Source organism: Leifsonia sp. McL0627, assembly GCF_058244615.1.
In genome coordinates, this window is sequence record NZ_JBZCGM010000006.1 from 705,447 (window position 1) to 727,652 (window position 22,206).

General features: G+C 70.1%; 18 protein-coding genes and 1 pseudogene. 17 read left to right on the forward strand and 2 right to left on the reverse strand.

The window, feature by feature from the left end; translation table 11 throughout:
* The first annotated feature begins 6 nt into the window (after nt 1-6).
* The 10 genes and pseudogenes from AC37TH_RS19335 (at nt 7) to AC37TH_RS19380 (ending at nt 11,754) form a co-directional block, all read left to right on the forward strand.
* Nucleotides 7-975: an AAA family ATPase gene (locus tag AC37TH_RS19335; protein WP_490765960.1), complete on the forward strand. Its 969-nt coding sequence runs from the start codon at nt 7-9 to the stop codon at nt 973-975.
* A gap of 4 nt (nt 976-979) precedes the next feature.
* Entirely contained in the window at nt 980-2,308 is a 1,329-nt protein-coding gene (locus AC37TH_RS19340; RefSeq protein WP_490765961.1) for a DUF58 domain-containing protein, read from the forward strand.
* Nucleotides 2,305-4,698 (forward strand): transglutaminaseTgpA domain-containing protein, encoded by a 2,394-nt coding sequence (locus AC37TH_RS19345; RefSeq protein ID WP_490765962.1) that lies wholly within the window; start codon nt 2,305-2,307, stop codon nt 4,696-4,698. Before AC37TH_RS19340 ends, AC37TH_RS19345 begins: the two co-directional genes overlap by 4 nt.
* A 24-nt stretch (nt 4,699-4,722) precedes the next feature.
* The gene (locus AC37TH_RS19350; RefSeq protein ID WP_490765963.1) at nt 4,723-5,232 is read left to right on the forward strand and encodes an FHA domain-containing protein; all 510 of its coding nucleotides are present in this window, start codon (nt 4,723-4,725) and stop codon (nt 5,230-5,232) included.
* A gap of 154 nt (nt 5,233-5,386) precedes the next feature.
* Nucleotides 5,387-6,877 carry a 3-isopropylmalate dehydratase large subunit gene (gene leuC, locus AC37TH_RS19355; protein WP_490765964.1) on the forward strand — a complete coding sequence of 497 codons (1,491 nt, stop codon included), beginning with the start codon at nt 5,387-5,389 and terminating at the stop codon, nt 6,875-6,877.
* Nucleotides 6,877-7,476: a 3-isopropylmalate dehydratase small subunit gene (gene leuD, locus AC37TH_RS19360; RefSeq protein WP_490765965.1), complete on the forward strand. Its 600-nt coding sequence runs from the start codon at nt 6,877-6,879 to the stop codon at nt 7,474-7,476. Before leuC ends, leuD begins: the two co-directional genes overlap by 1 nt.
* Entirely contained in the window at nt 7,473-8,843 is a 1,371-nt protein-coding gene (gene murA, locus AC37TH_RS19365) for a UDP-N-acetylglucosamine 1-carboxyvinyltransferase (RefSeq protein WP_055892977.1), read from the forward strand. The genes leuD and murA overlap by 4 nt, the downstream gene beginning before the upstream one ends.
* Before the next feature lie 100 nt (nt 8,844-8,943).
* Nucleotides 8,944-9,619 (forward strand): annotated as a pseudogene (locus AC37TH_RS19370) (lysophospholipid acyltransferase family protein).
* Nucleotides 9,609-10,751 (forward strand): NAD(P)H-dependent glycerol-3-phosphate dehydrogenase, encoded by a 1,143-nt coding sequence (locus AC37TH_RS19375; RefSeq protein WP_490765966.1) that lies wholly within the window; start codon nt 9,609-9,611, stop codon nt 10,749-10,751. The pseudogene AC37TH_RS19370 and the gene AC37TH_RS19375 overlap by 11 nt, the downstream one beginning before the upstream one ends.
* Nucleotides 10,654-11,754 (forward strand): D-alanine--D-alanine ligase family protein, encoded by a 1,101-nt coding sequence (locus AC37TH_RS19380; protein WP_490765967.1) that lies wholly within the window; start codon nt 10,654-10,656, stop codon nt 11,752-11,754. The genes AC37TH_RS19375 and AC37TH_RS19380 overlap by 98 nt, the downstream gene beginning before the upstream one ends.
* A gap of 22 nt (nt 11,755-11,776) precedes the next feature.
* Here AC37TH_RS19380 and AC37TH_RS19385 read toward each other — a convergent pair whose 3' ends face one another.
* Nucleotides 11,777-12,301 (reverse strand): DUF3515 family protein, encoded by a 525-nt coding sequence (locus tag AC37TH_RS19385; RefSeq protein ID WP_490765968.1) that lies wholly within the window; start codon nt 12,299-12,301, stop codon nt 11,777-11,779.
* A gap of 24 nt (nt 12,302-12,325) precedes the next feature.
* Here AC37TH_RS19385 and AC37TH_RS19390 point away from each other — a divergent pair, with 24 nt between their 5' ends.
* The gene (locus AC37TH_RS19390) at nt 12,326-13,327 is read left to right on the forward strand and encodes a thiamine-phosphate kinase (RefSeq protein ID WP_490765969.1); all 1,002 of its coding nucleotides are present in this window, start codon (nt 12,326-12,328) and stop codon (nt 13,325-13,327) included.
* A gap of 43 nt (nt 13,328-13,370) precedes the next feature.
* Here the strand turns inward: AC37TH_RS19390 and rsmD are convergent, their stop codons facing one another.
* Nucleotides 13,371-13,937 carry a 16S rRNA (guanine(966)-N(2))-methyltransferase RsmD gene (rsmD, locus tag AC37TH_RS19395; RefSeq protein WP_490765970.1) on the reverse strand — a complete coding sequence of 189 codons (567 nt, stop codon included), beginning with the start codon at nt 13,935-13,937 and terminating at the stop codon, nt 13,371-13,373.
* Nucleotides 13,938-14,003: 66 nt separating this feature from the next.
* On the opposite strand from rsmD, the gene AC37TH_RS19400 reads away from it, so the two are divergent.
* The 6 genes from AC37TH_RS19400 to AC37TH_RS19425 all read left to right on the forward strand — a co-directional run bounded on the left by AC37TH_RS19400 (nt 14,004) and on the right by AC37TH_RS19425 (nt 22,206).
* Entirely contained in the window at nt 14,004-14,744 is a 741-nt protein-coding gene (locus tag AC37TH_RS19400; protein ID WP_490765971.1) for a hypothetical protein, read from the forward strand.
* Entirely contained in the window at nt 14,741-16,954 is a 2,214-nt protein-coding gene (locus AC37TH_RS19405) for an ATP-dependent DNA helicase RecG (protein ID WP_490765972.1), read from the forward strand. The genes AC37TH_RS19400 and AC37TH_RS19405 overlap by 4 nt, the downstream gene beginning before the upstream one ends.
* 86 nt (nt 16,955-17,040) lie before the next feature.
* Entirely contained in the window at nt 17,041-17,523 is a 483-nt protein-coding gene (coaD, locus tag AC37TH_RS19410) for a pantetheine-phosphate adenylyltransferase (RefSeq protein ID WP_490765973.1), read from the forward strand.
* On the forward strand, nt 17,520-18,629 hold the full coding sequence (locus tag AC37TH_RS19415; protein ID WP_490765974.1) for an AAA family ATPase: 1,110 nt from the start codon (nt 17,520-17,522) through the stop codon (nt 18,627-18,629). Before coaD ends, AC37TH_RS19415 begins: the two co-directional genes overlap by 4 nt.
* A 3-nt stretch (nt 18,630-18,632) precedes the next feature.
* The gene (locus AC37TH_RS19420; RefSeq protein WP_490765975.1) at nt 18,633-19,946 is read left to right on the forward strand and encodes a DUF58 domain-containing protein; all 1,314 of its coding nucleotides are present in this window, start codon (nt 18,633-18,635) and stop codon (nt 19,944-19,946) included.
* Nucleotides 19,939-22,206 (forward strand): transglutaminase TgpA family protein, encoded by a 2,268-nt coding sequence (locus tag AC37TH_RS19425; RefSeq protein WP_490765976.1) that lies wholly within the window; start codon nt 19,939-19,941, stop codon nt 22,204-22,206. The genes AC37TH_RS19420 and AC37TH_RS19425 overlap by 8 nt, the downstream gene beginning before the upstream one ends.

Below are 22,206 nucleotides of genomic sequence, written 5' to 3' on the forward strand. Positions count from 1 at the left end.
AACACCGTGGCAGTAACCCAGGAACAGGCCGACTGGTTCGCAGGAGCCTTCTCGCAACTGGTCGGGAACGTCGACAAGGCGATCCTCGGCAAGGAGCACAGCATCCGGCTGGTCATCACGGCCATGCTCTCCGGCGGTCACGTGCTGCTGGAGGACGTGCCTGGCACGGGCAAGACGGTGCTGGCGAAGGCGCTCGCCAACACCATCGAGGGCACGCAGTCGCGCATCCAGTTCACCCCCGACCTGCTGCCGTCGGACGTGACAGGCGTGACCATCTACGACCAGAGCAACGGCCGGTTCGAGTTCCACCCTGGCCCGATCTTCGCCTCGGTCGTGCTCGCCGACGAGATCAACCGCGCCAGCCCGAAGACCCAGTCCGCGCTGCTCGAGGTGATGGAGGAGGGCGTCGTCACGGTCGACGGCGTCGGCCATCCTGTCGGGTCGCCGTTCGTGGTGATCGCCACGCAGAACCCGGTCGAGCAGGCGGGGACGTACTCGCTGCCGGAGGCGCAGCTCGACCGCTTCCTGATCAAGACCTCGCTCGGCTACCCCGACCACGAGACCACGGTGAGCCTGTTGCTCGATGCCTCCAACCGGTCGAGGGCGGCCGGGGTCAGGCCGATCATCGCCTCCGACTCGGTGACGGCGCTCTCCCAGCTCGCCTCCGATGTGCACACCGACGCCGCCGTGATGGGCTACCTCAGCGAGATCGTCTCCGCGACCCGCGCGGACAAAGACGCGGCCCTCGGCGTGAGCATCCGCGGCGCCCTGTCGCTGGCGCGCGCCGCGAAGACCTGGGCCATAGCCGCCGGACGCACTTTCGTCACGCCGGACGACATCCGGGAGCTCGCCATTCCTGTGCTCGCGCACCGCGTGATCGTCGACCCGGAGTCCGAATTCGCAGGGGTGACAGCCGAGGACATCGTCGCGAGGGCCGTCGCGGAGGCGACGCCGCCGGCATACCGCGCCGCGTGAGACCATGACCACCGCTTCCGACACCCCAGCCTCCGGCACCGGCCGTCGCCGCAGCGCGCGCCCGTTGTCGCAGACCCGCATCGCGCTCCGGCAACTGCTGGAGGCTCTGCGCGGGATGCTCGGAGCGCTCCTGCAGCGCATCCACCCGGCCTGGCGTGCTGTCACCGGATGGCTCTCACCGGTGCTCGGGGTGGTGAGCACGTTCGGCTGGATCGTGCTCGGGGGAGCGGTGGCGTCGTTCGCCGTGCTCGGCGTGTTCGGCTGGGCGGAGTTCGGCTATCTGGGAGCGACGCTGTGCGCGGCCTTCCTGATCGCCGTCGGCTTCGTGTTCGGCCGCTCCACCTACGACGTCGCCATCGAGCTGAATCCGCGCAGGGTGGTCGCGGGCACCCGCGCGCTCGGGCGGATGGCGGTGCGGAACTCGGGGAGCAAGCCCGTGCTGCCGACCAGGATGGAGCTGCCCGTCGGCAGCGGCGTCGCCGAGTTCATGGTGCCGAGGCTCGCCGCTGGTGAGGAGAGCGAGGAGCTGTTCGCCGTTCCCACCGCCCGCCGGGCACTGATCCTGGCCGGACCTGCCATCTCCGTGCGCGGCGACCAGCTCGGACTGCTGCGCCGAACGACCGCGTGGACGGAACAGGTGGAGCTGTTCGTGCATCCGAAGACCACTCGGCTGGCGGCCACCGCCCGCGGACTGGTCCGCGACCTGGAAGGCCAGACCACCAAGGTCATCACCGACAGCGACCTGGCGTTCCACGCGTTGCGCACCTACGAGCCGGGCGACGACATCCGCAACGTGCACTGGCGCACCTCGGCGCGTACCGGCCAGCTGATGGTGCGGCAATACCAGGAGACGCGCCGCTCGCAGCTGCTGCTCGCGTTCGACGCCGAGCGGTCGCACTTCGCCGACGACGACGAGTTCGAGCTCGGCGTCTCCGTGCTCGCCTCCATCGGCTGCCACGTGATCCGCGAGGAGACGGAGCTCGACGCGGTCTGGCAGCGGAAGACGATGCGCGTCGAGACGCCCACGGCGATGCTCGACGACTCCTGCCGCATCCAGCCTGTCGACGGGATGCACGCGAGCCTGCGTGACTTCGTCCGACGGTCGACGCTGCGCCTGGCCTCGCCGAGCCTCGTTGTGATGGTGGTCGGCTCGCAGCTCGACGCGGCCGAGATCCGCGCGGCGGCCAGCTTGTACGGCACGGACACCGAGACCATCGGCGTGCGCGTCGACGTGAACGGCGAGCCGCGGCTGAGCCGCCTCGGCGGGATGATGCTCGCGACCGTCTCGACGCTGGGGGAGCTCCCCGCCCTGTTGAAGAGGGCCGCACGATGAGCGGGGCCACGACCGAGCGCCCGCGGCGCCCGGCCGAGCAGCCGCCGCGGCGCACCGCGCAGACCGCGCGGGGCGCATCCGGAGCGTTCGACAGGCTCTCGACGACGACCTGGATCGACGTCGCGGTGATCGTCGTGCTCACCGTCATCGCCGTTCTCGGTTTCGAGCCGGCTTTCTGGCGCTTCTCGTTCCTGGCCGCTGGGATCGGCGGCGTGCTCGTCGGCACGGCCGCCGCGGTGCTCTGCCGCCTCGCCAGGCTGTCCGTGCCGCTCACGGTCGCTGTCGCGATCGCCGCGTACTTCGTCTTCGGCACGCCGCTGGCGATGCCTGGCTCGGCCACCCTGGTCGTGCTGCCGTCGCTCGACAGCCTCGCCGGGCTGGTGATCGGCGCGGTGTTCGGCTGGAGCGACGCCGTCACCCTGCAGGCGCCCTTGGAAGCGCCGCCGTACGTCGCCGTCGTGCCGTACGTCGCCGGCTGGCTGGTGACGCTCGTCTCCGTCTCGCTCGCCGTGCGCTGGCTTCCGCGCGCCGGAGGGCGGGGCGCCGGACGGCCCGCCGTGCTGCTCGCCGGGCCGCTCGTGCTGTTCGTCGCCGGCATCCTGATGGGCACGGCGGATGCGTATTTCGCCGCGGTCCGCGGCGTCGTCTTCGCCGCCGTCGCGCTGCTCTGGCTCGCCTGGCGCCGCACCCGCAGCGCTGCGGTCGAGGTGGTCGCAGATCCCGGGCTTGTACGGCGAAGGATCGTCGGCGTCGGCTCTGTGGTGCTCGGCGCCGTGGTCGTCGGCGCGCTGGCGGGTTCTGTGCTCACCCCGCCGCCCGCCTCCCGGTTCGTGCTGCGGCAGGAGGTCACCCCGCCGTTCGACCCGCTCGACTACCCGAGCCCGCTCGCCGGGTTCCGCCACTACACCAAAGACTTGCAGAAGACCGACCTCTTCACTGTCGACGGACTCAGCAGCGGCCAAGTGATCCGGCTCGCGACGATGGACAGCTATGACGGCGTCGTCTGGACGCTGACCGACCCGAAGGACACGAGTGACGCCTCGGGCAGCTTCGAGCTGCTCGGGAGCACGATCCCCGCTCCACCGCTGTTCACAGCGGGAGGGACGAGCAGGGCGAGCATCGACATCCAGCAGTACTCGGACGTCTGGCTGCCGACCATCGGGTACACGACGACCCTCGGGTTCGACGCGCACACGGGCACGGATCCTGCGACCACCGTGCGCGTCAACACCGCAACGGGCACGACGGCGGTGACGAGCGGCGTCTCGGACGGCCTCCGCTATTCGGTATCGGCGACCGCCCAGAAGGTCCCGAGCGACAAGGCGCTCGCGAAGGTGGCGCCCGCCAGACTCGAATTGCCGCCGGTCAGCAACGTGCCGGACATCGTCTCGGCGAAGGCGGAGGAGTACGCGGGGTCGGCCACCACGGCCATCCAGAAGCTGCGCAACCTGGAGCGGTCGCTCAAGACGTTCGGCTACCTGAGCCACGGGCGCGCCTCCGATCCCGTGCCGTCGCGGGCCGGCGAGGGTGCAGACAGGATGACCGACCTGTTCGCCAAGGCGCCGATGGTCGGCGACCAGGAGCAGTACGCGAGCGCGTTCGCTCTGATGGCCAGACGCCTCGGCTACCCGACCAGGGTCGTGATGGGCTTCGCCCCGAAGGTCGTCGACGGCCGGCCGACGACAGTGACCGGCAACGACGTCACGGCGTGGGACGAGGTCGCGTTCGACGGCGTCGGCTGGGTGCCGTTCTTCCCGACACCGACCAAGACGGACGCGCCGAAGAATCAGACCACCAAGCCCAAGCTCGAACCGCAGCCGCAGGTGCGTCAGCCCCCGCCGGCCGACCCGAAGGCGCAAGACCTGCTCACGCCGGTCAAGACCAAGGACAACGAGCGCAAGAAGGCGCAGAACGGCTTCGCGATCCCGGCCTGGGCGTGGGTGGTCGGCGGCATCGTGGTCATCCCGCTGGTGCTGTATTTCGTGCCGCTGCTCGTCATCGCAGCGCTGAAGCGGCGCAGACGCCGCCGCAGGCTCACCACAGGGCCGCCCGACCGGCGAGCGGCGGGGGCGTGGGACGAGCTCGCGGACGGCTACGACGAACTCGGGCTGGCCGTTCCCGTCAACGCCACCCGGCTGCAGGCGGCGGCGGCGCTGGAGTCGCAGAGCGCCGCGCAGAACCTGCGGGTGCCGGACGGCGGCCTCGGGACACTCGCGCGCGACGTGGACGCCGCCGTGTTCGACGGCTCCGACGTCAGCGCCGACAGAGTGGATGCGGTCTGGCGCGCCTCCGACGCGGCCGTCGCCGACGCGCGCTCGTCGGCGGGCGGGCTGCGCGGGAGGCTGGCCGCGTTCCGCTACCGCCGCCGCAGGAAGCGGGCGGGCGGGTAGCCTGCCTGCCCGTATAGTGGCTGCGTGGAATCGCCCGACTTCATCGTGCCGCCGCCGCACCTCATCCCTCCGCGTCACGACACGGGGACCGAGACGGCGAAGGTCCCGTCGCGCGAGCGCTCGCTTCCGGTGTTCGCGCCTCCGGCCGGGCCGTCGATCGCGTCGCCGTCGTCGCAGGCCGCCGCGCCTGTGCAGGCTCCCGTCCCGCAGTGGCGTCTCCTGCTGCCGGGAGGACGCACCGTCCCGGTGGCCGGAACGGTGCTCGTCGGACGGAACCCCGTCACCTTCGGAGAATGGATGGACGCGGAGCTGATCGCCGTCGACGATCCGGCGTCGAGCGTGTCGAAGACCCACGCCGCCTTCCAGACGGACGGCGACACCCTCTCCGTGACGGACGCGCACTCGACCAACGGCGTCGTGGTCGTGGCGGGCGGAGCGCCGGAGCGCGAGCTCACGCCGGGGGAGCCGTCTCCGGTCTCCAGCGGCGACGTGGTGCACCTCGGACGCTTCGCCGTGCGGGTCGAGCTGAGCTGACAGGTTCACCCCCGAACCGGTGATAACCTGACAACGTGTTTCACGGTCTGCTCCTCCTTAGCTGCCGCGACGAGTCCTAGATCCTTCAGGCCTCCCTCGTCGCGGAGTTCGTCGTCGGCTGATCCGGAAGCAAGCTAAGGAGTTCTTGAGCATCATGAGTACCGATTCCGAACGTGGGCTGACCCTCGCAGAGAAGGTCTGGCGCGACCACCTGGTCGTCAAGGGCGAAGACGGTTCGCCCGACCTCATCTACATCGACCTGCACCTCGTGCACGAGGTCACCAGCCCGCAGGCCTTCGACGGGCTGCGGATGGCAGGACGGCCCGTGCGCCGTCCAGACCTCACCATCGCCACCGAGGACCACAACACCCCGACCATCGGCATCGACAAGCCGATCGCCGACCTCACCAGCCGCACGCAGATCGAGACGCTGCGCAGGAACGCCGAGGAGTTCGGCGTCCGTCTGCACTCCCTCGGCGACATCGAGCAGGGCATCGTGCACGTCGTCGGCCCGCAGCTGGGCCTCACCATGCCGGGCATCACCGTCGTCTGCGGCGACTCGCACACCTCCACTCACGGCGCGTTCGGCGCCATGGCGTTCGGCATCGGCACCAGCGAGGTCGAGCACGTCATGGCCACGCAGACGCTGCCGCTGAAGGCGTTCAAGACGATGGCGATCACCGTCGAGGGCGAGCTGCGCCCGGGCGTGACGGCCAAAGACATCATCCTGGCCGTCATCGCCAAGATCGGCACGGGCGGCGGGCAGGGCTACGTGCTCGAATATCGCGGCAGCGCCATCCGCGCGCTCTCCATGGAGGGCCGCATGACGATCTGCAACATGTCGATCGAGGCGGGTGCCCGCGCCGGTATGGTCGCGCCGGACGAGACCACATACGCCTACCTCAAGGGCCGTCCGCACGCGCCTGCCGGGCAGGACTGGGACGACGCCGTCGCATACTGGGACACGCTGGGAACGGACGACGACGCAGTCTTCGACGCCGAGGTCTACCTCGACGCGGCCGAGATCGAGCCGTTCGTCACCTGGGGCACCAACCCGGGCCAGGGCGTCTCGCTCAGCCAGACCGTTCCCGACCCCAGCAGCATCGCCGACGCCAACCAGCGCGCGGCGGCCGAGCGGGCCCTGGAGTACATGGATCTGGCGGCAGGCACGCCGATGAAGAGCATCCACGTGGATGCGGTCTTCATGGGCTCGTGCACCAACAGCCGCATCGAAGACCTCCGCGCTTTCGCCTCCGTCATCAAGGGGCAGAAGAAGGCAGAGGGTGTGCGGGTCATGGTCGTGCCGGGCAGCGCCCGCGTGCGCATCGAGGCCGAGGCGGAGGGCATCGACAAGATCGTCGAGGAGTTCGGGGCGGAGTGGCGGTTCGCCGGCTGCTCGATGTGCCTCGGGATGAACCCGGACCAGCTCGCGCCGGGCGAGCGCTGCGCTTCCACCTCCAACCGCAACTTCGAGGGCAGGCAGGGCAAGGGCGGACGCACGCACCTGGTGTCCCCGCTGGTGGCCGCGGCGACCGCGATCCGCGGCACGCTGTCGAGCCCGTGGGACCTGGAGGGCGACGAAGGCGGCGACACGCCGGGCCGTGACGGCTCGGATACGCGCACAGGAGAGAAGGTGGGCGCCTGATGGAAAAGATCTCCACGATCGAGGGCGTCGCCGTCCCGTTCCGCCGCTCCAACGTCGACACCGACCAGATCATCCCCGCGGTGTTCCTCAAGCGCGTCACCAAGACCGGATTCGACGACGCGCTGTTCCACGCGTGGCGTCAGGATCCTGAGTTCATTCTCAACCAGGAGCCGTATCAGGGCGCCCGCGTGCTCATCGCCGGCGCCGATTTCGGAACGGGCTCGTCGCGCGAGCACGCCGTCTGGGCGCTCAGGGACTACGGTTTCGACGCCGTCCTCAGCCCCCGCTTCGCCGACATCTTCCGTGGCAACGCCGGCAAGCAGGGACTGCTCGCCGGGCAGATCACGGAGGAGGACGCCGAGCGTCTCTGGCAGGCCATCGAGGCCCAGCCGGGAATAGCGGCGACGGTAGATCTGGTTGCCAAGACTGCGAGCGTCGGTGGGGTCCAGGTGTCTTTCGACATCGACGATTACACTAGGTGGCGTTTGCTCGAAGGGTTGGACGACATTGCTCTGACCCTGCGCGACGAGGCGCGAATTTCAGAATACGAAGCCCGCCGCGAGAGCTGGCGGCCTAAAACGTTACCGGTGAAACTTTGAACTCACTTCTTCAGGACGCCCAGGCAGCAGGAGCGCGTGTCGGCCTCAAAGGCGACCGCATCACGATCAACGGCGGAATCCCGCTCCGCGGCCGGATCGAACTGAAGGGCGCGAAGAACCTCGTCACCAAAGCGATGGTCGCCGCCCTCCTGGGCGAAGGCCCGAGTGTGCTGCGCGACGTCCCGGACATCAGCGATGTCCGGGTCGTCCGCGGCCTGCTCGAGATCCACGGCGTCAAGGTCACCGACGGAACGGACGAGGGCGAGCTGCTGCTCGACCCGAGCGCCGTCGAGTCCGCCCACATGGCCGACATCGACGCGCACGCCGGCTCCAGCCGCATCCCGATCCTGTTCTGCGGGCCGCTGCTGCACCGTCTCGGCGAGGCGTTCATCCCGGACCTCGGTGGCTGCCGCATCGGCGACCGCCCGATCGACTACCACCTCGAAGTGCTGCGCAAGTTCGGTGCCATCGTCGACAAGCTGCCAACCGGCATCCGGATGACGGCCCCGAACGGTCTGCACGGCGCGAAGCTCGACCTGCCGTACCCGAGCGTCGGCGCCACCGAGCAGGTCCTGCTCACGGCCGTCCGCGCCGAGGGCATCACCGAGCTCAAGGGTGCGGCCATCGAGCCGGAGATCATGGATCTCATCAACATCCTGCAGAAGATGGGCGCGATCATCACGGTCGACACCGACCGCGTCATTCGCATCGAGGGCGTCAAGAAGCTCGTCGGGTACAGCCACACCGCGCTGTTCGACCGCAACGAGGCAGCCAGCTGGGCGGCAGCGGCACTCGCGACCGGCGGAGACATCTACGTCGGCGGCGCCCGTCAGCCCGAGATGCTCACCTTCCTCAACGTCTTCCGCAAGGTCGGAGGCGCGTTCGAGATCCACGACGACGGCATCCGGTTCTTCCACCCGGGCGGCGAGCTCAAGCCGGTCGTCATCGAGACCGACGTGCACCCCGGCTTCATGACCGACTGGCAGCAGCCGCTCGTGATCGCCCTCACCAAGGCGAAGGGCGTCTCCATCGTCCACGAGACCGTGTACGAGCAGCGCTTCGGCTTCGTCGACGCGCTCATCGACATGGGCGCCAAGATCCAGATCCACAAGGAGTGCCTCGGCGGACACCCGTGCCGCTTCGGTCAGCGCAACTTCAACCACTCGGCGGTCATCATGGGCCCGACCGATCTGAAGGGCGCCGACATCGAGGTTCCGGACCTGCGTGGAGGCTTCAGCCACCTGATCGCCGCGCTCACGGCCGAGGGACGCTCGACCGTCAGCAACGTGGGCATCATCAGCCGCGGCTACGAGAACTTCATCACCAAGCTGCAGCTTCTGGGAGCCGACTTCGTTCTCGAAGGATAATAGAGGGGTGACCCGACCCTCTTCAGAGCAGAAGCTCCCGCGCAAGGAAACCAGCAGACCGTCGATCTTCTGGGTGCTCGCCGGCCTCGTCATCCCGATCATGAGCATCGCGGCGCGTTTCCGCATCCAGGACGGCGACAAGCTGCCCAGACGCGGGAGCGTACGTCGTCGCACCCAACCACTACAGCGAGATCGACCCGGTGATGATCGGGATGGTCTCCTGGAAGCTCGGGAGGATGCCCCGGTTCCTCGCCAAAGGCAGCCTGTTCCGCATCCCGGTCGTCGGCTGGTTCCTGCGCAAGTCCGGCCAGGTGCCGGTCGAGCGCACCGGAACGCGCGGCTCCGCGCCGCTCACGGCGGCCAAGGAGATCGTCAGGGACGGCCGCATCGTGATCATCTACCCGGAGGGGTCGCTGACGCGCGACCCGGACATGTGGCCGATGCGCGGCAAGACCGGCGCAGCCCGCATGGCGCTCGAGAACGACCTGCCGGTGATCCCCGTCGCCCACTGGGGCACCCAGCAGGTGATGGCGCGCTACGGCAAGAAGATCAGCTTCTTCCCGCGCAAGACCATCGACGTGAAGATCGGCGACCCCGTCGACCTGTCCGCTTTCCGGGGCCGCAACCTCGACTCGGCGACGCTGAACGAAGCGACCGCCGTCATCATGGACGCCATCACCGCGCTGCTGGAAGACCTCCGCGGCGAGAAGGCTCCGGAGACCCGGTGGAACCCCGCCGAGCACGACCAGAAGGAGACCGGCCGCTTTGAAGGCTAGTTCTGGCAGACGCCCCGTCGTCGCCCCCCGCAAGATCGCCGTCCTCGGTGCGGGAAGCTGGGGGACGACGTTCGCCAAGATCCTCGCAGACGGTGGGGCGGATGTGACCCTCTGGGCGCGCAGGCCGGAGCTGGCGCGCGAGATCAACGAGGTCAAGCGCAACAGCGACTACCTGGAGGGCATCAACCTCCCGCGCACGCTCAAGGCCACCTCGCGGCTGGCTGACGCGATGCGGGACGCCGAACTGGTCTTCGTCTCCATCCCGAGCCAGACGCTGCGCTCCAACCTGGAGGCCATCGCGCCGTTCCTCGGGCCGTCGACCATCGTCGTCAGTCTGATGAAAGGCGTGGAGAAAGGCACCGGCCTCCGGATGAGCGAGGTGATCGCCCAGGGGCTTCCGATCGACCTGGAGCGCATCGCCGTCGCGTCAGGGCCCAACCTGGCGCTGGAGATCGCGCGGGAGCAGCCGACGGCCGCCGTCGTGTCCTCGGTGAGCCTGGAGACCGCGCAGGCGGTCGCGATGGCCGCCACCAACCGCTACTTCCGCAGCTTCGTGAACACCGACGTGATCGGCACGGAGTTCGGCGGGGTGCTCAAGAACCTCATCGCTGTGGCCATCGGCATCGTCGACGGCGTCGGCTACGGCGAGAACACCAAGGCGTCGATCATCACGCGCGGCCTGGTAGAGATGACCGACTTCGCCGTCGCATACGGCGCAGAGGCCGTCACGCTCTCCGGGCTGGCCGGTCTCGGCGACCTCATCGCCACCTGCGAGTCGTCGCTCAGCCGCAACAACACGGCGGGACGCCTGCTCGGCCAGGGCTACAGCTTCAACGACGTCGTGAAGCAGATGAACCAGACCGCGGAGGGACTCGCGTCCGTCGCCCCCATCCTGACGCTTGCGGAGGCCCGCGGCGTTGACATGCCCATCGTGCGCCAGGTGAGCCAGGTGCTTGCCGGTACGCTCGATCCGAAAGACATCGCGCCGCATCTCACCACCGATTCGGACGAACCTCAGGGTGAAAGGACAACGGATGACGGACAGACTCGCGGTCGTGCTTCTCTTCGGGGGGCGTTCAAGCGAGCATTCGATCAGCTGCGCAACGGCGGCGGGGGTCCTGGGCGCGATTGACCGCTCCCGGTACGACGTCATCCCCGTAGGGATCACCCGCGACGGTGCCTTCACCCTGCAGCCGGACGACGCGGCGCTGTTCGCGCTGAACGCCGAGAAGCTGCCGACCGTCGAGGACAACGGCACGCGCATCCACTGGCCGGAGTCGGCTGTGACGCGCGAGCTCACCGTCACCGAAAACGGTGTGACCCGCTCGCTCGGCGACGTGGATCTGGTGTTCCCGATCCTGCACGGTCCATGGGGCGAAGACGGCACCATCCAGGGGATGCTCGAACTGGTCGACCTGCCCTATGTCGGCAGCGGCGTGCTCGCCAGCTCGCTCGGCATGGACAAGCACTTCACCAAGACCGTGCTGCAGCAGGCGGGCATCCCGGTTGCGCCGTGGCGCACGGTGACCGCGTACGAGTGGCGCACGGCTCCGGAAGCGGTGCGCGCCACCGCCACGGAGCTCGGTCTCCCCGCGTTCGTGAAGCCCGCGCGCGCGGGCTCCAGCGTCGGCGTGAGCAAGGTCACCGACTGGGCGCAGCTCGACGCCGCGATCGACACGGCGTTCGCCGAAGACGACCGCGTACTGATTGAATCGGGGCTGATCGGCCGTGAGGTCGAGATCGCCGTGCTCGGCGGCCGCCCTGGGGAGGCGACCCGCGCCTCCGTTGCCGGGGAGATCGTGATCACCGGCCGTGACTTCTACGACTTCGAGGCCAAATACCTGGATGCGCCCGGCATCGACCTGGTCTGCCCGGCCGATCTGACCGCCGACGAGCTCGCCACGATGCAGGTGCTCGGCGCGACGGCGTTCGACGCGATCGGGGGAGAGGGCCTCGCGCGTGTCGACTTCTTCCTCACCGCCGACGGCTTCGTGATCAACGAGATCAACACCATGCCCGGTTTCACGCCGATCTCGATGTTCCCCCGCTGCTGGCAGGAGTCCGGCCTCTCCTACCCGGCTCTCATCACCGAACTCATCGAGGTCGCCCTCACCCGCGCCCCCGCCCGCGTCTGAGCCCTCCCGCAATCGAGCTTCGCTAGGGGGTGGGGCTCGGCGTCGGCGTGGGGGTGAGCGAGGTGTCGAGGGTGGAGAGACACTTGCTCGTCTGCTTGATGGTCTGGATGGCGCTGGCGAACTCGGGGAGGACAGCCGCGTCGGAGACGCCGGAGACGTGGTCGATGACGACCTCGGTCGCCGGGGTGCGGCCGAACGTCTGGTAGACGATCGACTTGGCGGTCGGGTCGGTCATCAGCACCCAGTCGACGCCGTTCACCGACACGCACGGCTTGGTGGTCGGGCCGATCGGCGGAACGCCGCAGCGCAGCAGCACAGAGGTCGGGTCGCCCCACGCGCCGGTCGCCTGCGCGTCGGTCTGGCGCTGGTCCTTACCGGCGACGGTGTCCGGCAGGCGCACGCTGATCTCGGCGCATCCCGGGTCGTTGGCGTCGGCCGCCGGCTGCAGGGAGACGATGGGCGCGCATCCGGAGAGGGCGATGCCCGCTGCGACGGCGATCATGAGGACGGCTGAGGTGCGACGCTGGGCGCGGTGACGGGTGGACATCCGTTTCAGGCTACCGTTTGATGCATGACGATGTCTGGGAGCGGGACCGCAGGAGCGACCATCGGGGAGGCGTCGGAGGTCGAGGCTCTGAAGCGGATCTTCCCCCGCCTGCCGGAGTCGTCCGCCACCATCGTCGGGCCGGGAGACGACGCCGCCGTGCTGGCGGCGCCGGACGGACGCTACGTGGTCACGACCGACATGATGGTGCACGGCCCCGACTTCCGGCTGGCCTGGTCGGCGCCGTACGACCTCGGCTGGAAGGCCGCAGCGACGAACCTCTCCGACGTGGCGGCGATGGGAGCGGTGCCCACCGCGCTCGTGGTCGCCATCGCGGCCCCGGCGAGCACGCCGGTCGCCGACCTTGAGCGCATCGCCGACGGGCTCCGCGACGCCTGCGAGGCTCTCGCCCCCGGATGCGGCGTGGTCGGGGGAGACCTGTCGGCGTCTGACACCCTCACCATCGCCGTCACCGCGTTCGGCGACCTGGAGGGCCGCGCCCCCGTGCTGCGCAGCGGTGCGCGCGCCGGAGACGTCGTCGCCGTGTCCGGCGACCTCGGCCGGGCGGGCGCCGGGCTGCGCCTGCTGTTCGAGCGCGCGGTCGACGAAGCAGGCGAGCCTGATCGCTCGCGGTTCGAGGCGGTGCTGCGCGAGCATCCGGAGGCGGTGACCGCTCAGCTGCGCCCGGAGCCGCCCATCCAGGATGGTCCACTCGCCGCGATCGCCGGGGCGACGGCCATGCTCGACCTGAGCGACGGGCTCGCGCTCGACGCGCGCAGGGTCGCGACGGCCAGCGGCGTCGCCATCGACCTCGACCCCGCCGCGCTCGGCGATGACGCGCAGGCGGCTCTCACCGGCGGGGAGGACCACGGGCTGTTCGCCACGTTCCCGGCGGGGACGGCGCTGCCAGGCGGTTTCCGCGCGATCGGGTCGGTCATGACCGGGGCCGGTGTCCTCGTCGCGGGTCGTCCGTTCGACGGGCGCGGCGGCTGGGACCCGTACGACGGGTGGGACGGCAACGCCGGCTGACTCTCAGTCCGGCCGGCTGACGGTCAGTCACGCCGGCTGACTCTCAGTCCGGCTCGACCCAGTACAGCGCCGTGTCTCCGTAGTCTTTGCGGCGCTCGATGACGAGCCCGGCGGGCATCGTCGGCTCCGGCGTCCTGGTGCTGCGCTCGACGCACACCGTCGCGTGCGGGGCGAGCCGGGGTGTCAACGCGGTGAGCACCGCGAGCAACTCGGCGTCGTCCACTTCGTATGGAGGGTCGATGAACACCAGGTCGTAGGTGGACCCCGCACCGGCTAGATAGCTCTGCACGGCGGCCCCGCGCACCTCGATGACCGGCATGGCGTAGCGAGGGGCGGCTTTCGCCACGGCCTGCGCGTTCCTCCGGCAGACCTGAGCGGCGTCCGCGTTCTTCTCCACCAGTGTCACGTGCGACGCGCCGCGGCTCGCCGCTTCGAGACCGAGCGCACCCGAGCCGGCGAACAGGTCGAGCACGCGCGCTCCATGCACGGCGTCGCGTGCGTCGAGCGCCGAGAAGATCGCCTCCCTGACCCTGTCGCTGGTCGGGCGGGTTCCGCTCTTCGGCACCTGCAGGCTGAGCGAGCCGGCGAAGCCGGAAACGATACGTGTCATGGCGTTTCGAGCCTAGCGTCCGCGCCGCCCTAGCGTCCGTACCTCCCTGACGGCCAAGATGGGGGAATGGACGCCCGCCTGGACCAGTCCGAACTCGACGCCACCTGGAACTTCGACGATCCTGTGGCGTCTGCGGAGCGCTTCGCCGCGGCCGCAGCCGAGCCGCACCGTCCCGAACTGGTCAGGGCGGAGCTGGAGACACAGCGGGCGAGGGCGCTCGGCCTGCTGCGCCGTTTCGACGAAGCGGACGCGCTGCTCGACCTGCTCAGCCCCGCGACCGACACCCTCGGCGTGCGGGTCACGCTGGAGCGCGGACGGCTCCGCAACTCGGCAGGACGCACCGTGGAGGCCACCGCCCTGTTCGAGGACGCGCACGCCGCCGCCCGCCGCCAGGGCGAGACGTTCCTCGCCGTCGACGCCGCCCACATGCTCGCCATCTCAGACCCGGAGCGTTCGGAGCACTGGACGACGGAGGCCTTCTCCGATCTCGCCTCCACCAGCGACCCACGCACACTGCGGTGGGCGGTCGCTCTGCACAACAACCGGGGCTGGCGGCTGTTCGACGAGGGCACGCCGGTCTCCGCGCTGGCCGAGTTCGAGGCGGCGCTCGACTCCGCGCGCGCCTACGGGACGGACGAGCAGCGCTTCACCGCCGCGTGGACCGTCGCGCGCTGTCTGCGTGAGCTGGGGCGGGTCTCCGAGGCCGTGGCGATCCAGCGCAGCCTGGCCACAGAACAGCCGGAGAACGAGTCGGTCGTCGCCGAACTCGCCGCACTGACGGATGCGGCGCATACGATCGAACCATGAGTTCCGTTTCCGCGCCTGCCGTCGACGGTGCGATCAGTCTCGACTCCCGGCTGAGCGGGATCCTCGGCGGCCGTACCTCCTCCGCCTTCGAGAAGGCCTTCGGGATGCGCACGGTCGCCGACCTGTTGAGCCACTATCCCCGCCGCTACGCCAAGCGCGGAGAGCTCACCGCGCTCGCGAACCTGCCGCTGGACGAGAACGTGACGATCGTCGCCGAGGTGATCCGGGTGCAGGAGCGGCCGATGCGCGCCCGCCGCGGCTCCATCCTGGAGGTGAAGATCAGCGACGGGGAGGGCATCCTCACCCTCACCTTCTTCAACCAGGCCTGGCGTTCCAAGGAGCTCGTGCCTGGCGTCCGCGGCATCTTCGCCGGCAAGGTGTCCGACTACCGGGGTGCGTTGCAGCTCGCGCACCCGGACTACGAGCTGTTCGAGCCGGATGCGGAGAACGCGGTCGTGCCCGGCAGTGCGGCGGCGAAGAACTGGGCGCAGACGCCCATCCCGATCTATCCCGCCACGGGAACGGTGGCCAGCTGGCAGGTGCAGAAGGCTGTCGAACTGGCACTGGATGCGTTGACCGACGTCCCGGATCCTGTGCCGAAGCGCATCGTGGCCGAGCGCGGTCTGCTCGGCCTGCGCACGGCGTTCGAGTACCTGCACCGGCCGGAGAAGGATGCGCAGTGGCAGCGGGCGCGCGACACGCTGCGCTTCCACGAGGCGTTCGTCCTCCAGGCGGCCCTGCTGCAGCAGCGTGCGGCCTCCCGGGCGACCGCCGCGACGCCGCGCACGGCGAAGGAGGGCGGTTTTCTCGACCGGCTGGATGCGACCCTCCCGTTCGAGCTGACCTCCGACCAGGCCACGGTCGGCGCCGAGATCGCCCGCGACCTGGCGGACACCGCACCGATGAACCGGCTGGTGCAGGGCGAGGTCGGCTCCGGCAAGACCCTCGTGGCGCTCCGGGCGATGCTCGCCGTCGCCGACTCCGGCGGGCAGGCAGCGCTGCTCGCGCCGACCGAGGTGCTCGCCGGTCAGCACCTGCGCTCGATCGTGAAGATGCTCGGCCCCGACCTCGCCGCCACGCTGATGCCGACGCTGCTCACCGGGCAGCTGTCGACGGCGGAGCGCAAGAAGGCGCTGCTGCGCACGGTGTCCGGGCAGTCCCGCATCGTCGTCGGGACGCACGCCCTCCTCGGTGACGCCGTGACGTTCTTCGACCTCGGACTGGTGGTCGTGGACGAGCAGCACCGGTTCGGCGTCGAGCAGCGCGAGGCGCTGCGGGCGAAGGGAGGGACGCCGCCGCACGTGCTCGTTCTCACGGCGACGCCCATCCCGCGCACGGTGGCGATGACGGTGTTCGGCGACCTCGACGTGTCGACCATCGCGCAGCTTCCGGCGGGCCGCCAGGGCATCGAGAGCTTCGTCGTGCCCCTGGCGGATCGTCCGGGCTGGGAGCGGCGCATCTGGGAGCGGGCGGCGGAGGAGATCGCCAAGGGCAGGCAGGTGTTCGTGGTCTGCCCGGCGATCACCGCCAAAGACAGGGAGGACGAGGCGGGCGACGAGCCGGTGGATCAGGACGAGGACGGCGCGCCCGTCCGTCCTGTCGCGACCGTCGAGGCGGTGACGGCGCAGGTTCGCGCCGACCCGCTGTTCGCCGAGGCGCGCATCGGGATGTTGCACGGCAAACTGACCAGCGAAGCCAAAGACGAGATCATGCGGGCGTTCGCGGGCGGCACCCTCGACCTGATCGTCGCGACCACGGTGATCGAGGTCGGCGTCGACGTACCGAACGCGTCCGCCATGGTCATCCTGGACGCCGACCGGTTCGGCGTTTCGCAGCTGCACCAGCTGCGCGGTCGTGTCGGCCGCGGCGGCGTGCCGGGGATCTGCCTCCTCGTCACCTCCGCCGAGCAGGAGACGCTCGCCAGGGAGCGCGTCGAGGCCGTCGCCGCGACGCTCGACGGCTTCGAGCTGGCGAACATCGACCTGGAGCTGCGCCGCGAGGGCGACGTGCTCGGCAGCCGTCAGTCCGGGGGCCGTTCGTCGCTGCGCCTGCTGCGCGTCGTCTCCGACGGGGAGCTGATCGCCGAGGCCAGGGTGGCGGCGCAGGAGACGATCGACGACGAGGGAGGGCTCGCTGCGCATCCCGCGCTGGCTGCCGCCCTCGCCCGGAGCCTGGACGAGAGCGAACGGGCCTTTCTCGCCAAGTCGTGACCCCCGGAAGGGGGGACTGTTTCGGACACATTTCGGTAACGGATTCACAACGAAATGCCGGGTACAGCGGGATAGTCTGAAGGTCTATGAACAGGATCGCCGTTGTCCCTGGATCGTTCGACCCGGTCACCCTCGGGCACCTCGACGTCATCGAACGTGCCGCAGGCCTGTTCGACGAGGTCCACGTGCTCGTGGTGCACAACCCGGACAAGAGCGCCCTCCTGCCCATCGCCCAGCGCGTCGCCCTGATCGAGCGATCGATCGAGGATGCCGGGATCGAGGGGAACATCGTCGTCGCCTCCTGGAGTGTCGGCCTCCTGGTCGACTACTGCACGGATGTGGGTGCGCACGTGCTCGTGAAGGGCATCCGCTCCCAGGTGGATGTGGCATACGAGACGCCCATGGCGATCGTCAACCGCCACCTCGCCGCCGTCGAGACGGTCTTCCTGCTTCCGAACCCCGCCAACGCCCACGTCTCCAGCTCTCTCGTGCGCCAGGTCTCCGCGCTCGGGGGAGACGTGAGTCCATACGTCCCCACCGCCGTCTACGAGTACTTGCAGGAGACATGAACAGTTACGCGACGCGCCAGCCGACCGAATCGTCGGTCGCCCCCGATGAGACGGACCACGCCACCGGGATGGACCTCGATGAGCTGAGGCGCGCCGCGGCTCAGATCACCGCCAATGTCGAGTCGGTCATCGACGGCAAGCACGACGCCGTGCAGACCGCACTCACCGTGCTCCTCGCCGAAGGGCACCTGCTGATCGAGGACGTGCCTGGCGTCGGCAAGACGATGCTGGCCAAGTCGCTCGCGAAGTCGGTCGACTGCACGGTCAGCCGCATCCAGTTCACTCCGGACCTGCTGCCGAGCGACGTCACCGGCGTCTCGGTCTACAACCAGGCGGAGCGCCGGTTCGAGTTCAAGCCGGGCGCGGTGTTCGCGAACATCGTGATCGGCGACGAGATCAACAGGGCGAGCCCGAAGACCCAGTCGGCGCTGCTCGAGTGCATGGAGGAGCGGCAGGTCACCGTCGACGGGTCGACCTATCCGCTCGGCGCCCCGTTCATCGTCGTCGCCACCCAGAACCCGGTCGAGATGGAGGGCACGTACGCGCTCCCGGAGGCGCAGCGCGACCGGTTCATGGCGCGCATCGCCATGGGATACCCGGACGACGCCTCCGAGCTCGCGATGCTCACCACCAGGGACACCTCCAGCCCGCTCTCCCGGATCGGCCCTGTCGTCACCTCGGACGAGCTCCGGGCGATGATGACGACCGCTCGCAGCGTGTTCGCCTCCACCCCGGTCAAGCAGTACGCCGTCGACATCGTGCGGGCCACCCGCGAAGACAGGGACCTCCGCCTCGGCGGCAGTCCACGGGCCACCCTGCAGCTGGTGCGGGCGGCCAAGGCGATGGCGGCGCTCGACGGGCGCGACTTCGTCCTGCCGGACGACATCGACACCCTCGCCGTCCCTGTGCTCGGTCACCGGCTGCTGCCGACGAGCCGCGCGCTCGGCCACCACCACGAGAGCGCTCCGGTGATCGCCGACATCGTCCGCAGGATCGTCGCGGCGACGCCGGTGCCCGTCGGCTCCGGCGCGATCGGCGCGGGAAGCGGAGCGGCCAGGCCCGGAGCGGCCAGGTCGGGCGGAGCCAGGTCCGGACAGGCCGGCTGACCCATGCCGGGGCGCGCCCGATCCTCGTCGCCGGTCAGGAAGCCCCGACCGACAGCACGAGGCTGGTCGCTGTTCTGCGTCGGGGTGGTCGCGCTCGTCGCCTCCGTGGCGCTCGGGCGCACGGACGTGCTGTTCGTCGGACTGTTCCTGACGGTGCTGCCGCTCGCCGCGATGATCTCCGTCACGATCGACCGGCCACGGCTGACCGTGACGCGCAGTTTCCACCCGGACATCGTCGCGGCCGGGGAGACGGCGACCGTCGTGACGACCGCCCGCAACGAGTCGCCCCGGCCGAGCCCCGCCGCGAACTGGCGGGAGTACGCCCCACCCGCCGTCGGCGTCCAGGCCCAGGCGCCCTTCCCCCGGCTCGGGGCGCACCAGCAGAACACCAGCCACGGCCGCGACACCATCGTGCTGCGACAGGATGTGCGCGCAAAGCACCGGGGGTCGCATCCGGTCGGCCCGCTCATCGTCAGCCGCACCGATCCGTTCGGGCTGGCGTACGCCGAGTACGCCCTCGGGCAGCCGAAGCAGTTCGTCGTCACCCCGCGTGTGACAGCGCTGCCGGGCGGCGACCTCGACGTGGCCCGCAGTGAGGGCACGGAGCACGAGCTGCTCCGCCACAGCATCCCGAGCGCCGACGAGCTGATCGCCCGCGAGTACCGGCCGGGCGACCCCCTGCGCCGCGTGCACTGGCGGGCGACGGCCAGGCACGACAAGCTCATGGTGCGCCAGGAGGAGCGGCGCAGCAACCCGGAGGCGTGGCTCATCGCCGACACCCGCGCCCTCGAAGCCCCGGATGCGGAGTTCGAGACCCTGGTGGAGCTGGTCGCGTCGATCGGCGTCCACCTGCTCGACGAGGGCTTCGTCGTCAGCGTGGTCGAGACCGGGCCGAGGCAGCTCTCCGGGCGCAGCGGGGCAGGCAGGACGGGAACACTGGGAGCAGCGACCCCGACCTACGACGTCGGCAGCGCCGACCGCCTGCTGCTGGCCGACCTCGCCGCTCTCGAACCGAGCGACGTGCCCCGCGACGACGCGGTCGCCGAGCTCGCCGCCGGCCTCCGCCGCTCCGGACGCGCCGTCCCGGTGTTCGCCGTGCTCATCGGCGGCTCGCTGAACGAGCTGGGAGCGCTCGCCGCCGTCCGCTCGATGTGCGACCCGGCCGTCGCCTTCATCGGGGAGTCCGCGCCGATCGAGGTGGAGGAGGTCCTCACGGACGCAGGCTGGCTCTGCGTCCCGTTCGCCGGGGGAGACGACCCCGCCGACAGCTGGCAGCGCGCCCTCGGGCGGCGCAGGGCCGAGGTGAACCGTGGCTAGCGAGCAGGCGTTCGCCGGGGCTGTCCCCGTCATCCGGATGCGCCGGTTCGGCTACTGGCGCCTGACGACCGCCCTGCTCCTCCAGGTGGTCGCCGTCAGCTTCGCACTGAACGGTCTCATCCAGGGCGCGGGATGGTGGTTCGCGCTGGTCTTCTCCGCGGCCCTGCTGCTGGTCACCGGTGCCGCGCTCCGCAACCTGGGCGTCCACAGGCGCCTCGTGCCCGTGCTGCTCATCGTCGAGGGCGCCATGCTCATGACGGCCGCGTTCGGCAGAGGCACAGGACTGCTCGGCCTCATCCCGACCCCGCGCACGTTCGCGGTGTGGGGCGAGTACATCAACCAGGCCATGCTCTCGATCTACCAGCAGGGCACCCCGGCCGACAGCCTCCCCGAGTTCATGTTCCTGGTGGTCGGCGGCGGCTGCATCCTCGCCATCATCCTCGACACCCTCGCCATCGCCTTCCGCGCTCCGGCGTTCACCGCCATCGGCGTCGGGATCGTGCTCGTCGTCCCAGGAGCCCTGCTCGGAGACGGACTCGACCCGTTCGCGCTCGCCGCGTCAGCCGCCGCGTTCCTCTGGCTGCTGCGCTGCGACGTGCGCACCAGGAGGCCCGGGACGCCGAGACCGACGGCCGCGCTCTCGATCTCGGCCGCCGCCGTGGTGGTCGCCCTCATCCTGGGCGGGACGGCTCCGGGGTTCGACAGGGGAGGCGCGACGTCGTTCACCGCAGGCGGCATCTCCATCGGCGGCACAGTGACCCCGCTGATCGACCTCGGCAAAGACCTGCGGAGGCCGGCGGCGGTGCGTGCGCTCACGTACACGACCACGGCGCCGACCGGCCAATACCTCAAGCTCGCCTCGCTCGACCAGTTCACCGGCTCCGTCTGGAAGCACAGGGAACGCGACACCAAGCGCCTTCCGAGCGGGAACACGATCGGCCCGGTGTTCGGGCTGTCAGACACCGTCGCCACCACGAAGATCTCGACCAAAGTCGAGATCGACAACATGCAGAGCCGCTGGCTGCCCGTGCCGTACCCGGTGCAGGGCGTCACCGGCCTGAACGGAACCTGGTCGTGGGACCCGGACGACCTCACCGTCGGCGCGATCAACACCACCACCCAAGGCCAGAAGTACACCGCGACCAGCCTCATCCTGCAGCCGACAGCCGACCAGCTGCAGTCGGCCGGCGGGTTCGTGCCGGCCTCCGTCGAGCGCGACCTGTTCCTGCCGCCCGACCTGCCGGCGATCATCGCCTCCACCGCCGTCGCCGCCACGAAGGGCGCGGTCTCCGAGTACGACAAGGCCGTCGCCCTGCAGGACTACTTCCGCGACAACGGCTTCACGTACTCGACGCAGACCCCGCTCAAGCAGGGCTACGACGGAGACGGCGGGCGCGTGATCGCCAAGTTCCTGCAGGTCAAGAGCGGATACTGCGTGCACTTCGCGTCGGCCATGGCGCTGATGGCCCGCGCGCTCGGCATCCCGTCGAGGGTCGCGGAGGGTTACCTCCCCGGCGCGACGAGCGGGGGAGCGGCGAACAACCCCGGACTGTACACGGTGACGAGCGACGACCTGCACGCCTGGCCGGAGCTGTACTTCGCCGGTGTCGGCTGGGTGGCGTTCGAGCCGACGGTCGGCCGGGGGACCATCCCGAGCTACACCCGTCCGAACAGCGCCCCGACCACGACGGCCCCCGGCTCGACGTCGACCGCGACCTCCGGAGCGAAGGCGCTCGTCCCGACCGATCCGGCCAACCTGGGCGGCCCGACCGGCGCGACAGCCCCCTCCACGCTGCAGCCGGTCATCTCGGGCGTCGGCGTCGCTCTCCTCATCGTGGCGATCCTGCTCACCCCCGCCGTGCTCCGCAGGGTGAGACGGAGGAACAGGCTCAGACGGCTGAGCGAGGAGTGGGGTGGTGCCTCCGTCGCCTGGGACGAGCTGCGCGACACGGCACGGGATCTCGGCTGGAGCGTTCCGGCAACGGAGACGCCCAGGGTGTTCGCCGGGCGGATCGCCGCCGCGGTGGCAGGAACCCCCGGCGAGGACGCCGTCGCACGCCTGCTCTCCATCAGGGAACGGGATGCGTACGGGCCGCCGACCAGAGCGACAGCCGTCGGTCTCGGCGACGATCTCGAACGGGTTCTGACGGCTCTCGAGGCGCAAGCGGGAGCCGCGCTGCGGCTGAAAGCGGCGCTCATTCCTGTGTCTCTCATCCCAGCCGGGTGGTCTGCGGCCCCGAACCAGGGAAGACCCGCGTAA